Source organism: Roseicella sp. DB1501, assembly GCF_013112485.1.
GTDB lineage: Bacteria > Pseudomonadota > Alphaproteobacteria > Acetobacterales > Acetobacteraceae > Paracraurococcus.
This window is the reverse complement of sequence record NZ_JABFHG010000005.1, coordinates 1-16,541: the sequence shown is the minus strand read 5'-3', so window position 1 is coordinate 16,541 and position 16,541 is coordinate 1. Positions and strand designations below refer to the sequence as shown.

Sequence of the window (16,541 nt, the reverse complement as noted above, 5' to 3'; positions counted from 1 at the left end):
TCCTATCCCTCCTGCGGCGGCGCCCCGGCATCGAGCGCCTCGTCGGCGGTCACCTGCAGGCTCGCTGTCATCCGCAGGCCGGATGAGGCGCGGCGCCGGCCGGTGACCGCGAAGCGGGCGCCGAAGCGCGCCTTCAGCGCCGCGGCGGCGGCTTCCACCGCGGCGGCGTCCGCGGCCTCAAGGACGAGACGCACGCCATGGGTGCCGCCGAGCGGCAGGCTGGGCGGGCGCGGCGCCGGACCCGCCGGGCGCGCGGCGACGGGCGGCTGCAGGATGAGCGGGGGCGGTAGCTTGCGGCGGGACATGGGACGGGATGTTCTGGACGCAGCCCGCCGCGGCAGGCAAGCCCCGCCCATCCCGCATCGCTGCACCGCAGTTTTCCCCAGGAATCGGGACAAGCCTGAGGACAAGTTGTGAGAAACGGATTGCAAGCCATTGGTTTGCAAGGCGCGTTCTTCTGGCGTTCGCGGCGGTCGCCGGGCAGGGCCACCTTCCCGCTGGACCGCGGCATGGAAGCCACAGCCCCTGCCCGGCAGGGATGGCGCGAGCGGCGTCGCGGCGCGTGAGATCAGCGGCTTGCCGGCGCCGCCGTGGCGGTGGCGAGGATGGAGGCGGAAAAAATCGTCGCTGCGCCCGCCGCGCCCCTCCGTCGCGGCCGCGGCGCTTACCCACAGGCTTCGGGGCAAGTCTGAGGAAAGCTTCGGGAATTCGTGTTCAACCCATTGATTAGAAAGAGCAATTTTTGCCCCTTCCGGTATCGTTCTGACCTGCCCGGGTGGCGTCGGACGCCCGGGGCGGGCCGCGGGCAACGGCCGGGACAGGAAGGGCGCGCCCCGTCCCGGCCCGTATCCGGTCAGTCGCGGTAATCCGCCTCCTTGCGGTCGAGGATCCGCTTCAGCGCATCGAAATGCCATTCGGCATTCGAGCGGTCGCCATAGCGCGGCGCGGTCTTGCGATAGGTGCTGATCGTGTGATCCACGACCTCCTTCGGCAGCATCTTCAGCGGCCGGTTGGTCCACATGGCGTAGAGCTGCACCTGCGCCACGCGCTCGGCGTAGTAGAGTCGGTCATAGGCCTCGGCGACGCTGCGCCCGACCGTGGCGATGCCATGATTGGCCATCATCAGCACCGTCTTGTTGCCCACCACGCCGGCGAGGCGCTCGCCCTCCGCCGGGTCGAAGGCCGGGCCGGTATAGATGTCGTCATAGGCAGTGTTCATGCTCGTCCCGAGCTCGGTCTGGCCGATCGGCAGGATCTGCGGATCCTCGAGCCGGGCGAGGGCGCTCGCATAGGGCATGTGCGTGTGGAAGACCGCGGCGGCATTCGGCAGCAGCCGGTGCATCGGCGCGTGGATGCAATAGGCGCTGCGCTCGACATGGCCCTCGCCGGCGAGCAGGCTGCCGTCATAGCCGACCTCCATGAAGCAGGAGGCGGTCACCTCCGACCAGTGCAGGCCGAAGGGGATCTGGTAGTAGCGGTCCTCGGCACCCGGCACGCGCAGGGTGAAGTGGTTGAAGATGCCCTCGTGGAAGCCGTGCATCACCGCCAGGCGGTGCGCGGCGGCAAGGTCGATGCGCGCCTGGCGCCGCTGGTCGGCGATGGCGAGGTCGGGGGCGGCATGGGTTTCGAGCGGCATGGCGGGACGTCCTTCCTGGTGGCCCGACCGATGCTAGTCCTGTCGGTCGTCTGACCAGAAGCCCCCAAAGCGCATCCCGATCGCCCGCACGTCGATGGCCGCTGCCGCTTCCTCAGCCCGGGAACAGCCGTTCCCGCGCCTCGGAGATGACCCGGAGCGCATCCGGGGTAAGGTCGTAGAGCGGCAGGTCCTCCGGCGCCGCCCAGGCCACGGCGGCGACGTCGTCCCCCGGCCGCGCCTCGCCGGCCGACCAGCGGCCGCAGTAATCGATGATGGTGTAGTGCCAGCGCACCGTGCCTGCCTCGTCGCGGCTGATGGAATCGAAGACGGCGGCGAGCTCGAGCGGCCCCACCTCGATGCCGGTCTCCTCCATCAGCTCCCGCCGCGCCGCCGCCTCGGCCCGCTCGCCGACATGCTGCGCGCCGCCGGGGAGCGACCAGCTGCCCTCGCGCGGCGGCTTGCCGCGGCGGACCAGAAGCACCTGCTCGGCGCCGCGCTCGCCGGTGAAGGCGACCACGCCGATGCCAACCCAGGGCCGGTCGGGATATTCCCGGCTCATCGCGCCGGCGAATCCGTGGGCGCGGCCGGCGCGGCGGCTGGGGTCGCCGGGGGTTTCAGCTCCTCGGGGCGCGGGGCGAAGACCTTCAGCTTCCAGACCCCCACCTGATAGACCCAAGGCTGCCAGCGGGCGGCGAGCCGCGCGCCCTCCTCGCCGCCCTCGGCGCGCAGCCGGATCCAGACATCGCCCTGGTCGAGATGCGGCAGCACCGTCACGGCGAGCCCGTCCGACAGCTCGAACCGGCTCTCGGCGACCGGCTCGCCCGGCGCCTCCGCCGCGGGCCTCACATCGAGGAAGGTGAGCATCTCGAAGGCGCGGGCGATCTCGTCCAGCACCGTTTCGTCGGCCGGCGTCCCGGCGGGCTGCTCGACCTGCAGCTTGGCCTCAGGCCCCTCGCCGCGGGCGACGACCAGCGCCGGCTCCCCGTCCCGGCGGATGGTGACGCGGCGCACCCGGTCCTGCGGCAGGTTGGCGATGTCGCGGTCGAGCCAGAGCTGCGGATCGGCATCCGCCGCCAGCCGCCCCTCCGCCAGCCAAGCCTGCGCCTCGCCCGGCCGGCGGACATAGATGCTTTCGGGGACGTTGCCCTGGGTACGGACGCGGCGCCGGCCGAGGATCAGCGCGGCGATCGGCTGGCCGGCATCATCGAGGATGCGGAGCAGCAGGGCCGTGCTGCCGGGCTTGTCCGGCTCCTCCACGCCGAGCCGGTCGTATTGCGCCGGGTCGCCGGTGCGCGGCTCGGCCAGGCGCAGCTCGGTCAGCCCAATCAGCATCTCCCGCAGCTTCTCCGGCCGCGCCGGGTAGTTGCCCTTCTGCGGCAGCACCCAGACATCGCCCTGGCGCGCCAGGGTGAGCGTCGCATCGGCCTTGCGGATCTCGATGCGGGTCGCGTGCTGCAACCGATCGGCGAGGCCAGGGAAGACGAGGCCGCCCTCGGCCATGTCCCGGCGCTCGGCCTGGCGCGGGGTCAGCAGCAGGGCGGCGCCGAGCGTGGCGGCGGCGCCGCCGCCCAGCAGGAGCAGGGTTCGACGCTTCATCCCGGCCTCCTCAGCTCCGCGCCGCCGCCCGGCGCCGCGCCCGCACCACGGCGAGGCCGATGGCGAAGAGCGTCAGCAGCGCCGGGACCAGCGCGATATTGACCAGGCGCAGCCAGGTCTCGAGCCCCTCGATGTCGCGGCGCAGCTCAAGCTGCACGGCACGGAGCTGCCGGCGCGTGGCGATGATCTCCTCCCGCGCCTGGTCGATCTCCTGCCGCTGCTCGGGCGTGATCACGCTCTGGCCGCGCTCGCCTCCCGTGCCGGAAGGAGTCCCCTGGCGCAACTCGCGCAGGCGCTGTTCGGTCGCCTCGAGCTTCTTCGTCAGCTGCTGCTCGGTCTGCCGGTACTCGGCATCGGCGTTGCGGCGGATGTCCTCGACCAGGGTGAAGGGCCGGAGGCTCTCGCCGCGGGAGCGGAGCGAGATCAGCGCGTCCGAGCCGGCGAGCGTGTCGACGAGGTTGCCGATCAGCGGCCCGTTGCCGCTGAAGGGCGTCGCCACCGGCTGGCCGAAGAAATCCTGCACCCGGACCCAGAAGCGGTCCTCCAGGATGTCGGTGTCGTTGACGACGACGATATTGGCGGGACCGGCACTGCGGGGAAGGAAGGCGGGGAGGTCCTTCGGCCGCTCCTGACCTTGCGGCGGAGCGGGCGGGCCGTCCGGGAAGGCCGAGGCGAGCTCGCCGCGCAGCCGGGCGGCGATGACGTGCCGCTCGCCGCCGCTGTGGAAATCGGCCAGCAGCCGCACCGGGTTCGGCTGCTGCCGCACCTTCTCCGCATCCACCACCTCGCTCTCAGGCGAGGAGGTCAGCAGCGGCGTGAACTCGATGGTCGCGCCCAGGCGCTTGCGCAGCTCGCCAGCCGAGGCGACGGTCACCTGGTCGAGCTGGGCGAGGGCGACGTCGTCGCGGTTCAGGCTGTCGCCCTGCAGGTTGTACCAGGCGAGGTAGTCCACCGCCTGCACCCGGTCGCCCGGCCCGGCGCGCACCCGCCAGGCGCCGCGCAGGTCGAGCACCACCTTGTCGGAGGGCGCCTCCACCCCCCAGGCATGGAGCAGCCGGTCGAGGGAGGAGACGGTGTCGGCCGGTGGCTGGCCGTTCGGGCCAGGCCGGCTCGCCTGGCTCTCGCTATGCGGATCGACCAGAAGGAAGAGCTTGCCGCCGCGCATGACGAACTGGTCGATGGCGTATTGCGTCGCCTCCGGCAGGTGCTGCGGATGCGCGACCAGCAGCACCTGGATGTCCGGCTCGATCACCTGTGCATCCAGCGGCACGTCCTTCACCGCGAAGAACTGCCGGAGCTGCGTCATCACCACCTGCGGCCGGCCGAGCTGCGGGTCGCGCAGCATCATCGCCCGCGGGTCGCCGTTCAGCGGCAGCGGCGTCATCACGCCGACCACAGGCCGCGCCGGGTTGGACAGGTCGTAGACCAGCCGCGTCAGGTCGTATTCCAGGAAGCGCTCGCGGTCCGGCTGCAGGAAGGGGATGGCCCGCTCGTCATCGACGAGGTTGCTGCCGGCGAGGCCGAAATAGACCTGCTCGCCGGACTGGTCGACCGGCACGCCCTGCAGGCCGAGCGCCATGGCGCGGTCCTCGAGCTCGGAGAAGGGCTCGGGGTCGTAGAGCTCGAGCCGGACCTTGCCGTTCGAGAGGGCGACGTATTCCTGCAGCATCTCCCGCACCCGGTCGGCATAGGCGCCGTAGAGCGGGATCGCCGCGCCGAGCCGGCGCGAATAGAAGAGCCGCAGGGTGACCGGGTCCTTCAACCCGGCGAGCACCTGCCGCGTGCCCTCCGACAGCGTGTAGAGATGCTGCTCCGTCAGGTCGAGGCGCGCCCGCGCCAGCAGCCGGTCGGCCAGCAGGTTGATGCCGACCGCGAGACCGGCGGCGGCGAGCAGCCCGAGGGCCGAGGACCAGAGCCGGCGCGCGCCGGAGGTCGCCGGGGCCGGGGCGGGGGCGGGCCGGCCGGCCTGCGAGGTGGAGGCGCTCATGCGTCAATCCGCCTTCCGGTGGTCGAGCACCACCGCGTTGACGAAGAGGAAGAAGCCGATGAATGAGGCGAAGTAGACGAGGTCCCGGGCGCCGACGACGCCGCGGGTGAAGCCGGTGAAGCGGTCGGAGATGGAGAGGCCGCGTGCGATGTCGGCCAGCACCGGCAGGCGCTGGGTCAGGAACTCGGTCACCACCGGGCTGCCGGCGGCGGCGAAGACGAAGCAGAGGGCGACCGCGAGGACGAAGGCGACGACCTGGTTCTTGGTCAGCGCCGAGACCGCCGCGCCGAGGGCGAGATAGGCTCCGGCGACCAGCAGGCAGCCGAGATAGCCGGCGAGGATGACTCCGTTGTCCGGGTCGCCGAGCACATTGACGGTGATCCAGATCGGGACGGTGAGGGCGAGCGCGATGGCGCAGAACACCCAGGCGGCGAGGAACTTCCCGAGCACCGCCTGCCACTGCGCCAGCGGCAGGGTGAGCAGCAGCTCGATGGTGCCGAGCCGACGCTCCTCGGCCCAGAGCCGCATGGTCAGCGCCGGCACGAGGAACAGGAACAGCCAGGGGACGAAGGTGAAGAAGGGCTGCAGGTCCGCCTGGCCGCGATCGAAGAAATTGCCCATCGTGAAGGTGAGGGCGCCGGCCATCACCAGGAAGATGACGATGAAGACATAGGCGACGGGGGTCGCGAAATAGCCGGCCAGCTCGCGCCGCGCGACGGTCAGCGTGCTGCGCATCAGGCGGCCTCCCGCCGCGGCGCGGCCGCGCCGAGGGTGAGGCTGCGGAACACCTCCTCCAGGCTCTGCCCCTCCCGCTCGAGCACCGAGGGCGGCGCATCCACCACCACCCGCCCGGCGGCGATGATGATGGCGCGGCTGCAGACGGCACCCACCTCCTCGAGGATATGCGTCGAGATGACGATCGCCTTCTCGGGGGCCATGCGGCGGATCAGCTCGCGCACCTCGTGCTTCTGGTTGGGGTCGAGCCCGTCCGTCGGCTCGTCCAGTACCAGCACCGGCGGGTCGTGCAGCAGCGCCTGGGCCAGGCCGACGCGGCGCTTGAAACCCTTGGACAGGGTCTCGATCGGCTGCAGCCTCACGCCTTCGATCTGGGTGAGGTGCATGGCATGCGCCACCCGCTCGCGCAGCGCGCCGCCGCGGAAGCCGCGGATGCGGCCGGCGAAGCCGAGGAAGCCCTCGACCGTCATTTCGGGATAGGTCGGCGCCCCTTCCGGCAGGAAGCCGAGATGCCGCTTGGCGAGGACAGGCTGCGCCACGACATCGGCGCCGCAGATCCGCGCCGTGCCGGCGCTCGGCGGCATGAAGCCGGCCAGCATGCGCATCGTCGTCGACTTGCCGGCGCCGTTCGGCCCGAGGAAGCCCAGCACCTCGCCGCGATCCACCGTGAAGGAAACGTCGTCGACGGCGGTGAAGCCCCCGAAGCGCTTGGTCAGGCGCTCGATTTCGATCAGCGCGGCCAAATCCGGTCCCCCCGTTCCGCCTGGATCCCTGGCGCGCCGGCCCCGGCCGCCGGTCGGCCGATGTACCCTGCTGGCAAAGCTTGGCAAGGGGAGCGGCAGCCGCCGGTTGCAACCGAGTGTGACGCGGCCCCGCCGGCCGGCCTCAGCCGGCGCCGAGCGTCGCCATCGCCTCCGCCCGGCCGAACAGGCGCAGCAGCAGCCGCGCCGCTTGGCCGCGCGGCCCCTGCAGCAGCGGGTCCTTCTCCAGCAGCAGGGCGGCGTCGCGGTTGGCCATGATGATCAGCCCCTCCTGCGCCTCGGCCTCCGTGAGGCCGAGGCGGAAGACCGGCGCGCCGGATTGCCGCGTGCCCAGCGCCTCGCCGCCGCCGCGCAGGCGGAAATCCGCATCGGCGATGGCGAAGCCGTCCTCCGTGTCGCGCAGGGTCAGCAGCCGCTCGCGCGAGGCGAGGCCGAGCGCCTCGTCATAGAGCAGCATGCAGTAGCTGGCGGCGGCGCCGCGCCCGACCCGTCCGCGCAGCTGGTGCAGCTGGGCGAGGCCGAAGCGGTCGGCATGCTCGACCACCATCACCGTCGCCTCCGGCACGTCGACGCCGACCTCGATGACGGTGGTCGCCACCAGCAGCCGCGTCTCGCCGGCGGCGAAGGCGCGCAGCGCCTGCTCGCGCAGCGCCGGGTCCAGCCGGCCATGCGCCAGCCCGACCTGGCCGGGGAAGCGGGCGGAGAGCTCGGCGAAGCGGGTCTCGGCGGCGGCGATGTCGATCGCGTCGCTCTCGGCGACATGCGGGCAGACCCAGTAGACGCGGGCGCCGCGCTCGATGGCGCGGGCGATGCCCGCCGCCACCTGGTCGAGCTGCCGCAGCCCGTGCAGCGTGGTGGTGATGGGCTGCCGCCCGGCCGGCTTGCCCGACAGCCGGCTGACCGCCATCTCGCCCCATTGCGTCAGCAGCAGGGTGCGCGGGATCGGCGTCGCGGTCATCACCAGCATGTCCGCCGCCTCGCCCTTCTCGGCCAGCATCAGCCGCTGCGCGACGCCGAAGCGGTGCTGCTCGTCCACCACGGCGAGGCCGAGGTCGCGGAACTGCACGCCCTCCTGGAACAGCGCATGGGTGCCGACCACGATCTGCACCGCGCCGCTGGCCAGGCCCCCCAGCACGCGCCGGCGCTGCGCCCCCTTCACGCTGCCGGCCAGCAGCTCGATCCGCACCCCGGCAGCGGTGCAGAGCCGGTCGAGGGTACGGAGATGCTGGCGCGCCAGCAGCTCGGTCGGCGCCATCAGCGCCGCCTGGGCGCCGGATTCGACCGCGCGCAGCATCGCCAGGGCCGCGACCAGCGTCTTGCCGGCGCCGACATCGCCCTGCAGCAGCCGCAGCATGCGGTGCGGCGCGGCGAGATCGGCATCGATCTCGGCCAGGGCATGCGCCTGGGAGGGAGTGAGGGGATGGCCGAAGGCGGCAAGCGCCCGGGCCCGCAGCGCGCCGTCGCCCTCCAGCGCCCGCCCGGCGCGGTGCCGCACCCGCCGGCGCACCAGGGCGAGGGCGATCTGGCCGGCCAGCGCCTCGTCATAGGCGAGGCGGGTGCGCACCGGCGGCGGCGGCACCCGCTCCGGCTGCTGCACCTGGCGCAGCGCCGCGGCGAAGCCGGGCCAGCCCTCGCGCCGCAGCAGGGCGGCGTCCTGCCATTCCGGCAATTCCGGCAGCCGCTCCAGCGCCGCCGCCATCGCCTTCGCCACCTGCCACGGCCGCAGACCTTTCACTAGCGACCAGACTGGCTCCAGTTCCAACAGCCCCTCCGGGCCAGTGGCCGAGCGAGGGTTGATCATCGACCAATTTTTACCCTCAGGCTTTACTTTTCCTGCAAAAACCCGAATAGCTCCTGAAGGTAAATTCCGCATAATCTGATCAAATGGACGACCAATATAACGTATTGTTACTATCTCACCAGCGGATTTAGTTTTTACTTCGATGTACGGCTTATCTTGTTTGGACCGCGCGGCGCGCAGCGAGACGACCAACGCCGGCAGGATCACCTCCGTCTCGATCGGCGCCTCGACCGGGCTGTCGATGCGCAGCCGCTCAGCATAGCGCTCGGGCAGGTGGAAGAGCAGGTCGAGGATGCGATCGCCGCCCACGGCCTCCTTCAGCCGGCGGGCGATCGCCGGCCCGATGCCGGGCAGGGCGGCGAGCGCCGCGAGGAGCGGCAGCAAGGGATCGGCCGGATCGGGCGCCGCGCTCATGCGCAACTTCTCCCGGTCCTGGCGCGTCGGGCTGACAGGATTCCCATCGCCCCCTATATGCCAGCGGCCCAGCCGCGTGACGACATGCCGACCGAAACCATCTTCCTCGATCCCCGCCGACGCCGCCTGCTGTTCCGCGCCCATCATCGCGGCACCAAGGAGGCCGATCTGATGATCGGCCGCTTCGTGGCGACGCATATCGCCGGCTTCTCGGAGGCGGAGCTCGATGCGCTGGAGGCGGTGCTGGAATACCCGGATGTGGACCTCGCCGACTGGCTCTCCGGCCGACGGCCGGTCCCGCCGGAATGCCGCAGCCCGATGCTGGACCGGATGGCAGTGGAATGCGCCGGCAGCGGCGCTGGCCTGCCCGCGGATCTCCGCCCGCGATGAGCGAGGGGCCGCAGGGGGGACAGCCAGAGGGGCGGCCAGAGGGGCGGCCAGAGGGACGCAGCGGCCACGGGCTCACCGTGCACGGGGCGCCGGAGGGATTCGACGCGCTGCTTCTGGCGCGGCGGCGCGCCGAGACGGTGGGGGCGGTGCTGCATGTCTGCCGCGACGACGCCCGCACCTCCCGGCTGGTCGAGGCGCTTGGCTTCTTCGCCCCCGAGGTCGAGGTGCTGCGCTTCCCGGCCTGGGACTGCCTGCCCTATGACCGGGTCTCCCCCAATCCCGAGATCGTCGCCGAGCGCGTCGCCACCCTGACCCGGCTGCTGGAGCCCGGCGACCGGCCGCGCATCCTGGTGACCACGGTGAATGCGCTGGTGCAGCGGGTGCCGCCGCGCGAGGTCTTCCAGGGCGCCACGCTGCAGTTGAAGAAGGGTGGGCGGATCGCGCCGGAAAAGCTTACCGCCTTCCTCGAGGCCAATGGCTACGGCCGCACCGGCACGGTGATGGAGCCGGGCGAATACGCGGTCCGCGGTGGCATCATCGACCTCTTCCCGGCCGGCGAGGCCGATCCGGTGCGGCTCGACCTGTTCGGCGACGAGATCGAGAGCCTCCGGCATTTCGACACCGGTACCCAGCGCAGCGGCCGGGACGTGCCGGCGCTCTGGCTGCGGCCGGTGGGCGAGGTCTTCCTCGACGAGGCCTCGATCGGCCGCTTCCGCACCGCCTGGCGCGAGCTCTTCGGCAATGCCGCGGCCGAGGACCCGCTCTATGTCTCGGTCAGCGCCGGGCGGCGGCATCCCGGCATGGAGCACTGGGCCGGGCTGTTCCACGACCGGATGGAGACGCTGCTCGACTACCTGCAGGCCGCGGGCGCGCCGGCCTCGGTCAGCCTCGACCACCAGGCCGAGGATGTCCTCACGGCGCGGCTCGAGATGATCGAGGACCACTACCAGGCCCGGCGGCAGCCGGTGCGGAGCGCCGAGAGCGAGGTACCCTACCGGCCGGCGCCGCCCGACAGCCTCTATCTCAGCCGGGCCGGCTGGGACCGCATGCTCGCCACCGGGCCGTTGCTCCGCTTCTCGCCCTTCGCCCGGCCGGACGGGGCCGAGGGGGTGGAGGCGGGCGGCCGGCCGGGGCGGCTCTTCACCGAGGTGCGGGCCGCCGGCCAGAACGTCTTCACCGCCTATGCCGAGCATGCCCGGGCGATGCTGGAGCAGGGGCGGCGGCCGGTGGTCGCCGCCTGGACCCGCGGCTCGCGCGACCGGCTCGGCAACCTGCTGCGCGAGAACCGGGTGGCAGCGCAGGCGGTCGAGGATTTCGCCGCGCTCGGCCGGCTGCCGCAGGGCGTGGCCGGCCTCGCCGTGCTGGGGCTGGAGCGCGGCTTCCTCTGCCCGGCCAGCGCCACCGGGACCGGCTTCGGCCTCTCGGTCGTCGGCGAGCAGGACCTACTCGGCGAGCGCATCGCCCGGCCGCCGCGGCGGCGCCGGCGGGCCGACCAGTTCATCGCCGATGCGACGGGGATCGAGCAGGGCGACCTCGTGGTGCATCAGGACCACGGCATCGGCCGCTATGACGGGCTGGAGACGCTGCAGGTCAGCGGCGCGCCGCATGACTGCCTGCGGCTGCTCTATGACGGCGGCGACAAGCTCTTCCTGCCGGTCGAGAACATCGAGGTGCTGTCGCGCTTCGGCTCGGAGACGCAGGGGGTCGCGCTCGACAAGCTCGGCGGGTCGAGCTGGCAGTCGCGCAAGGCGCGGGCCAAGCAGCGCATCCAGGACATGGCCGGGCAGCTCATCCGCATCGCCGCCGAGCGGGCGACGCGGGAGGGCACGCTGGCGATCCCGCCAGAGGGCGTGTGGGACGAGTTCTGCAGCCGCTTCCCCTTCGCCGAGACCGAGGACCAGCAGCGCGCCATCGCCGATGTGCTGGAGGATCTCGCCTCCGGCCGGCCGATGGACCGCCTGGTCTGCGGCGATGTCGGCTTCGGCAAGACCGAGGTGGCGTTGCGCGCCGCCTTCGTCGTCGCCATGTCGGGCGCCCAGGTCGCGGTGGTGGTGCCGACAACCCTGCTGGCGCGCCAGCACGCCCGCACCTTCGCCGCCCGCTTCGCCGGCTTCCCCGTCACCATCGCCCAGCTCTCCCGCATGGTGACGGCGAAGGAGGCTGCCCGGGTGCGGGAGGGGCTGAAGGATGGCACGGTCAACATCGTCATCGGCACCCATGCCCTGCTGGCGAAGAGCGTCGAGTTCGCCGATCTTGGCATGGTCGTCGTCGATGAGGAGCAGCATTTCGGCGTCGCCCACAAGGAGCGTCTGAAGGCGCTGAAGACCGACGTCCATGTGCTGACCCTGACCGCGACGCCGATTCCCCGCACCCTGCAACTCGCCCTGACCGGGGTGCGGGAGATGAGCCTGATCGCCACCCCGCCGGTGGACCGGCTGGCGGTGCGGACCTTCATCATGCCCTGGGACGGGGTGGTGCTGCGCGAGGCGATCCAGCGCGAGCGCTTCCGGGGCGGGCAGATCTTCTGCGTCGTGCCCAGGCTCGAGGACATGGAGAAGGTCTCGGCCCGGCTGCGCGAGATCGTGCCGGATGCCAGGGTGGTGGAGGCGCATGGGCAGATGCCGCCGACCCATCTCGAGAAGGTCATGACCGAGTTCGGCGACGGCAAGCACGACATCCTGCTCGCCACCAACATCGTCGAGAGCGGGCTCGACATGCCGGCGGTCAACACGCTGATCATCCACCGCGCCGACATGTTCGGCCTGGCGCAGCTCTACCAGCTCCGCGGCCGGGTCGGGCGGGGCAAGCAGCGCGGCTATGCCTATCTCACCTGGCCGGCGACGCACCGCCTCTCGGCGGCGGCGCAGAAGCGGCTGGAGGTGATGCAGACGCTGGACAATCTCGGCGCCGGCTTCACCCTGGCCTCGCACGACCTCGACATCCGCGGCGCCGGCAACCTGCTGGGGGACGAGCAGTCCGGCCATATCCGGGAGGTCGGCATCGAGCTCTACCAGCAGATGCTGGAGGAGGCGGTGGCGGAGCTGAAATCGGGCCAGGGGCGGCGGAAGTCCGAGCTGGACTATGCCGGGGCCTGGACGCCGAACATCAATCTCGGCCTGCCGGTGCTGATCCCGGAGGATTACGTCCGCGATCTGCCGGTGCGCCTCGGCCTCTATCGCCGCATCGGCTCGCTGGCGACGGAGGCGGAGATCGAGGCCATGGCGGCCGAGCTCGCGGACCGCTTCGGGCCGCTGCCGCCGGAGGTGGAGAACCTGCTGCAGGTGGTGGCGATCAAGGCGCTCTGCCGCGAGGCGGGGGTGGAAAAGGTGGATGCCGGGCCGAAGGGCGTGGTGCTCGGCTTCTTCCGCAACCAGTTCCGCAATCCCGGCGGGCTGGTGAGCTGGGTCTCGGCCCAGAAGGGGCTGGTGAAGCTGCGCCCGGACCACAAGCTGGCCCTGCTGCGGGAGATGGAGCTGCCGCAGCGGGTGCGAGTGGCCAAGGACTTGCTGGTGGCGCTCGCCAAGGTGGCGGGGCAGGCGAAGGCGGCCTGATGCCACTGGCCCTCAGAGCATCTTTACCCGTTTGAGTGGAAACACTCAAACGGGTAAAGATGCTCTGAAAGCAACGGCCTGGACCATGATCCGCGAACCTGTGTGAGCGGATCATGGTCCAGGCGCTGGGCGTAAACCTCCGGTTTGCCTGGCTTTGCGATACAAGTCGCGGGCCTCGGACCGGTTAAGCGACCGGTCCGCCTCAGCCCTCGACCAGCGCCACGTCGAGCAGGCGTTCCAGCACCTCCGGCTCCTGCGCCCCGGCGATGGCGTGGCGCCCGGCCACGACGAAGCAGGGCACGCCGTTGATGCCGAGGCGGTGCGCCCGCAGGTTGTCCGAATGCACCGCCTCGACCTCCGCCGCCGTTGCCAGGAAGCGCCTCGCCGCCGGGGTGTCGAGGCCGAGGCGGCCGGCGATGCCGGCCAGCACGGCCGCATCGCCGATATCGGCGCCCTCGGTGAAATAGGCCTCGAACAGGATATCGACCATCGCATCCGCCATGCCGAAGCGGCCGGACCAGCGGACCAGGCGATGCGCGTCCAGCGAGTGCGGCACGCGGCGGATCCGGTCGAAGCGGAATTCCAGCCCCTCGGCCCGGCCGAGCTCGGCGATCGTGCCGTGCAGCCGCCGCGCGCGCTCCTCGCCGCCGAACTTCCGCACCAGGTATTCCTGCCGCGGCACCCCCTGCGGCGCGAGGTCCGGGTTGAGCAGGAAGGGGCGCCAGACCAGCTCGGCCGCCACGTCCGGCCGGCTGCGGAGCATGCGCTGCAACCGCCGGATGCCGAGGCAGCACCAGGGGCAGACCAGATCGAAGACCACCTCGATCGGCAGGCGGGTACGGGGCGGGGCCAGGATGTTCACGACGCCATCCTAGAACAAGGCGCGGACGGGCGGGAACGCCCGCTGCCGGGGCCGCGCATCGCCTTCCGGCGAGGAGGCCGGCAGATCGGGTGCTGCCGCTGCCGGCGCAGCCCAGGATCGGGCTGTCAGGGCGCGGTAACGACCTGGCTGCCGCCGGCCTTCTGCGCCTCGGCCAGCGCCGCGCAGGCCCGCTCGATCAGGGCTTCGGCCGAGCTGCCGGGGCCGCGGCCCATGGCCAGGCCAAGGCTGAAGCAGAGCGGCAGCGGCCCCTCAGGGGATTCCATCGGCGTCGCCTCGAGCAGCTGCCGCAGCCGCTCGGCAGTGCTGCGGGCATGGGAGCTCAGCGCCTCGGCGATGCAGATGCAGAAGCCGTCTGGAAGCCGGCCAACCAGGTCATGCGCCCGCAACCCGCTCCGCAGCCGGTCGGCGACGCCGAGGAGCGCCGCCTCCGACATGTGCCGGCCGCGTTGCGCGGCGAGGGCGCCGAGACCGTCGATGCCGATCGCAAGCAGCGCGACGCCAGGTCCCTGTGGCTCGGATAGGTCGAGCGCAGCCTCCACGAAGCGGCGCATCGCCGGCATCGTCACCGTGCCGGTCAATGCATCCCCCTGATCGCGCCGGTTCCGATCGATCATCATGTTGCTGGTCCATCCATTCGTCCCGACATCATCCCGACTGCGATTGCCGGATGATTAAGATCGTCTCTCTGTCGCAACTGCCTGGTCGGTCGGGCAGGTCCGATCAGGGGCTCGACTCCGATGCAGGCGGGTGGACGGCAGCGTGCGGGGCCCCTGCAAGGCAGGCGCGGAGCGATCCAGCTTATTGGTGCGAATAAAAAATGAAAACCGTGTCGCTTGCCGCAAAGTCGGCCGGGGAGGGGGCTGTCAGGGCGAAAAATGTCCCCTTGCCCAACAGCTTACAGGCGAATAGCCAGGGGCACGGCGCACCTTGGCGACGCCCAAGCCGCGCCTGAGCCCGCTGCCGGACCAAGCTTTGGCAGCGCCGAACGCCGCACCGGCTGGGCTTATTGCCTTGCAACAGCCGAACGCCCGTGATCCCTAGGGCACCGCCACGCGACAGGGGGACCCATGTCAAGCACCACCACCGCCAAGCCCGCCGCCAAGGCGACCACCACGACGACGCTGAAGCAGATGGCCGTCGGCCTCGCCGAGAGCAACGACCTGCCGAAGAAGACGGTCGAGGCCGTGCTGAACGGTCTCGTCTCCGAGGTGATGAAGCGCCTGCAGGCCGGCGAGAAGGTCCGCCTCACCGGCCTCGGCATTCTGCAGGTCAAGAAGCGCGCGGCGCGCACCGGGCGCAACCCGGCAACGGGCGCCGAGATCCAGATCGCCGAGAGCAAGAAGCTGGCCTTCACGGCCGCGAAGGAAGCCAAGGAAGCGATCTGACCACCGGCCCGTTCGAGCCTCGCCGGCGCGGCCGGCCGTATCGATCGGGATGGGATGGCGGTGTGACGCGGAGGGCTGGACCGAGCCTTTTCGCGTCGCGCCGGTCCTACGGTTCGAGGGGCCGTCCGTGACCGGCCGGGCGAGGGTGCGCTCTTTCCTCATCTTGGATGATGCCAGGGTGAAGCTTGGCGCTTCGGACCGCCGGGAGCCGGTATCGCTCAGCGAACTTGCTCACCTAATAGTGCGGTAGGTCGGCGAGGCGCCTCGGAACGCCCGCCGAATGCCACCGTTGTGCGTCGCAGCAGCCGCGCCGACCGGCGCTCTGCTTTGGACGTTTCCTCCCTCAACTCCGCGGCGCCCGTTCGGCGCCGCTTTTTTTTGCCCGGGCGATAGGCCCGGCCTCGATCGGGCTGCCGGGGCGCCCGGATGGGCCGCGCATCGCCGGCCAGACCGCACCGCGCGCACAGCTGCACCGGGCGAACGCGGCATCGGCGACACAAGGCGTGTCTTCCGAGCCGCCCCGTAATTGCAAATCAGTCTCAATTGCGATAAGCGGCGGACCCGCTCTCAAGTAGATCTCCGGAGCTTACGATGCCCCAGTGGGTCCGCCCCCACGCCCAGCCGTTCGGGGTACTGCGAGGCGCGATCGCTCTGTCCGGCCTCGTCCTCTGTGGGCCCAGCCTCGCTCAGACCAGCGGCGGAACCGGTGCCGCGCCTCAGGGCGTCGCCGCCTCGGATGTCCGCCTGCCGGAGCTGAACGTCACCGGCGAGGCCGAGACGGGCCGCGGCCCGGTCTCGGGCTACGTGGCCCGCCTCAGTACCGCCGGCACCAAGACCGACACGCCGCTGCTGGAGACGCCGCAATCCCTCTCGGTCATCACCCGCGACCAGATGGACCAGCAGAACGTCCAGACCCTGAACGGGGCGGTGCGCTACACGCCGGGCGTGACGCCGGAGACGCGCGGCGGCATCGCCACCCGCTACGACCAGCTGAAGGTGCGCGGCTTCGATGCCGACACCTACTGGAATGGCATGAAGCTGCCCGGCAACGGTTGGTACGGCATACCGCAACTCGATCCCTTCCTCATGGAGCGCATCGAGGTCCTGCGCGGCCCCGTCTCCGTGCTCTACGGGCAGGCCGCGGCGGGCGGCTTGCTCAACCAGGAGAGCAAGCGGCCGACGCTCGAGCCGCTGCGCCAGATCGGCCTCCAATTCGGCAATTTCGAGCATGCCCGGGGCACCTTCGACTTTTCCGGGCCGCTCGATGCCGATCGCGTATGCGTCAGCCCACGCTGGTGGGTTGACGGCTTGGCCTGAAGTTCCAGGGTAGCAGCTCGTCGATACGGGTGATGGGGTGGCCATTTGCGAGGCGGTCGAGCACGGCTGCGATGTAGGCTTCCGG

General features: G+C 71.3%; 15 protein-coding genes. 4 read left to right on the top strand and 11 right to left on the bottom strand.

All coding sequences use genetic code 11. The features are described from left to right. Window positions 1-2 precede the first annotated feature (2 nt). From HJG45_RS10995 to recG, 8 genes are all read right to left on the bottom strand, one after another. Window positions 3-305, bottom strand: a complete 303-nt coding sequence (locus tag HJG45_RS10995; RefSeq protein ID WP_171612175.1) for a hypothetical protein — start codon at window positions 303-305, stop codon at window positions 3-5. A 548-nt stretch (window positions 306-853) separates the two neighbouring features. Next, window positions 854-1,636: a class II aldolase/adducin family protein gene (locus tag HJG45_RS10990; protein WP_171612174.1), complete on the bottom strand. Its 783-nt coding sequence runs from the start codon at window positions 1,634-1,636 to the stop codon at window positions 854-856. Window positions 1,637-1,748: 112 nt separating this feature from the next. Next, on the bottom strand, window positions 1,749-2,195 hold the full coding sequence (locus HJG45_RS10985; RefSeq protein ID WP_171612173.1) for an NUDIX hydrolase: 447 nt from the start codon (window positions 2,193-2,195) through the stop codon (window positions 1,749-1,751). Then, the gene (locus tag HJG45_RS10980; protein ID WP_171612172.1) at window positions 2,192-3,232 is read right to left on the bottom strand and encodes a DUF4340 domain-containing protein; all 1,041 of its coding nucleotides are present in this window, start codon (window positions 3,230-3,232) and stop codon (window positions 2,192-2,194) included. Before HJG45_RS10980 ends, HJG45_RS10985 begins: the two co-directional genes overlap by 4 nt. A 10-nt stretch (window positions 3,233-3,242) precedes the next feature. Next, window positions 3,243-5,219, bottom strand: coding sequence for a Gldg family protein (locus HJG45_RS10975; RefSeq protein ID WP_171612171.1), 1,977 nt, complete (start codon window positions 5,217-5,219; stop codon window positions 3,243-3,245). Between the two features lie 3 nt (window positions 5,220-5,222). Then, window positions 5,223-5,954, bottom strand: a complete 732-nt coding sequence (locus HJG45_RS10970; RefSeq protein WP_171612170.1) for an ABC transporter permease subunit — start codon at window positions 5,952-5,954, stop codon at window positions 5,223-5,225. Then, window positions 5,954-6,697, bottom strand: a complete 744-nt coding sequence (locus HJG45_RS10965; protein WP_171612169.1) for an ABC transporter ATP-binding protein — start codon at window positions 6,695-6,697, stop codon at window positions 5,954-5,956. Before HJG45_RS10965 ends, HJG45_RS10970 begins: the two co-directional genes overlap by 1 nt. A 142-nt stretch (window positions 6,698-6,839) precedes the next feature. Then, window positions 6,840-8,930 (bottom strand): ATP-dependent DNA helicase RecG, encoded by a 2,091-nt coding sequence (gene recG, locus HJG45_RS10960; RefSeq protein WP_171612168.1) that lies wholly within the window; start codon window positions 8,928-8,930, stop codon window positions 6,840-6,842. An 84-nt stretch (window positions 8,931-9,014) separates the two neighbouring features. Between recG and HJG45_RS10955 the strand changes: the two genes are divergently transcribed. After that, window positions 9,015-9,320, top strand: coding sequence for a succinate dehydrogenase assembly factor 2 (locus HJG45_RS10955; protein ID WP_171612167.1), 306 nt, complete (start codon window positions 9,015-9,017; stop codon window positions 9,318-9,320). Further along, entirely contained in the window at window positions 9,317-12,871 is a 3,555-nt protein-coding gene (gene mfd / locus HJG45_RS10950; RefSeq protein ID WP_171612166.1) for a transcription-repair coupling factor, read from the top strand. Before HJG45_RS10955 ends, mfd begins: the two co-directional genes overlap by 4 nt. Window positions 12,872-13,073: 202 nt before the next feature. On the opposite strand, the gene HJG45_RS10945 is transcribed toward mfd, so the two are convergent. Both HJG45_RS10945 and HJG45_RS10940 read right to left on the bottom strand, forming a co-directional pair. Continuing rightward, on the bottom strand, window positions 13,074-13,733 hold the full coding sequence (locus HJG45_RS10945; protein ID WP_171612165.1) for a DsbA family protein: 660 nt from the start codon (window positions 13,731-13,733) through the stop codon (window positions 13,074-13,076). A 125-nt stretch (window positions 13,734-13,858) separates the two neighbouring features. Next, the gene (locus tag HJG45_RS10940; RefSeq protein ID WP_171612164.1) at window positions 13,859-14,371 is read right to left on the bottom strand and encodes a GGDEF domain-containing protein; all 513 of its coding nucleotides are present in this window, start codon (window positions 14,369-14,371) and stop codon (window positions 13,859-13,861) included. Window positions 14,372-14,821: 450 nt separating this feature from the next. On the opposite strand from HJG45_RS10940, the gene HJG45_RS10935 reads away from it, so the two are divergent. Together HJG45_RS10935 and HJG45_RS10930 are read left to right on the top strand one after the other, a co-directional pair. Then, complete coding sequence (locus HJG45_RS10935) at window positions 14,822-15,139, top strand: HU family DNA-binding protein (RefSeq protein WP_171612163.1); 318 nt, start codon at window positions 14,822-14,824, stop codon at window positions 15,137-15,139. A gap of 591 nt (window positions 15,140-15,730) precedes the next feature. Next, entirely contained in the window at window positions 15,731-16,456 is a 726-nt protein-coding gene (locus HJG45_RS10930; protein ID WP_171612162.1) for a TonB-dependent siderophore receptor, read from the top strand. Here the strand turns inward: HJG45_RS10930 and HJG45_RS10925 are convergent. After that, a complete protein-coding gene (locus HJG45_RS10925) occupies window positions 16,422-16,529 on the bottom strand; it encodes a transposase domain-containing protein (RefSeq protein WP_408902020.1) in 108 nt (35 codons plus the stop codon). The two genes, HJG45_RS10930 and HJG45_RS10925, sit on opposite strands and share 35 nt — an antisense overlap. Window positions 16,530-16,541: the final 12 nt, after the last annotated feature.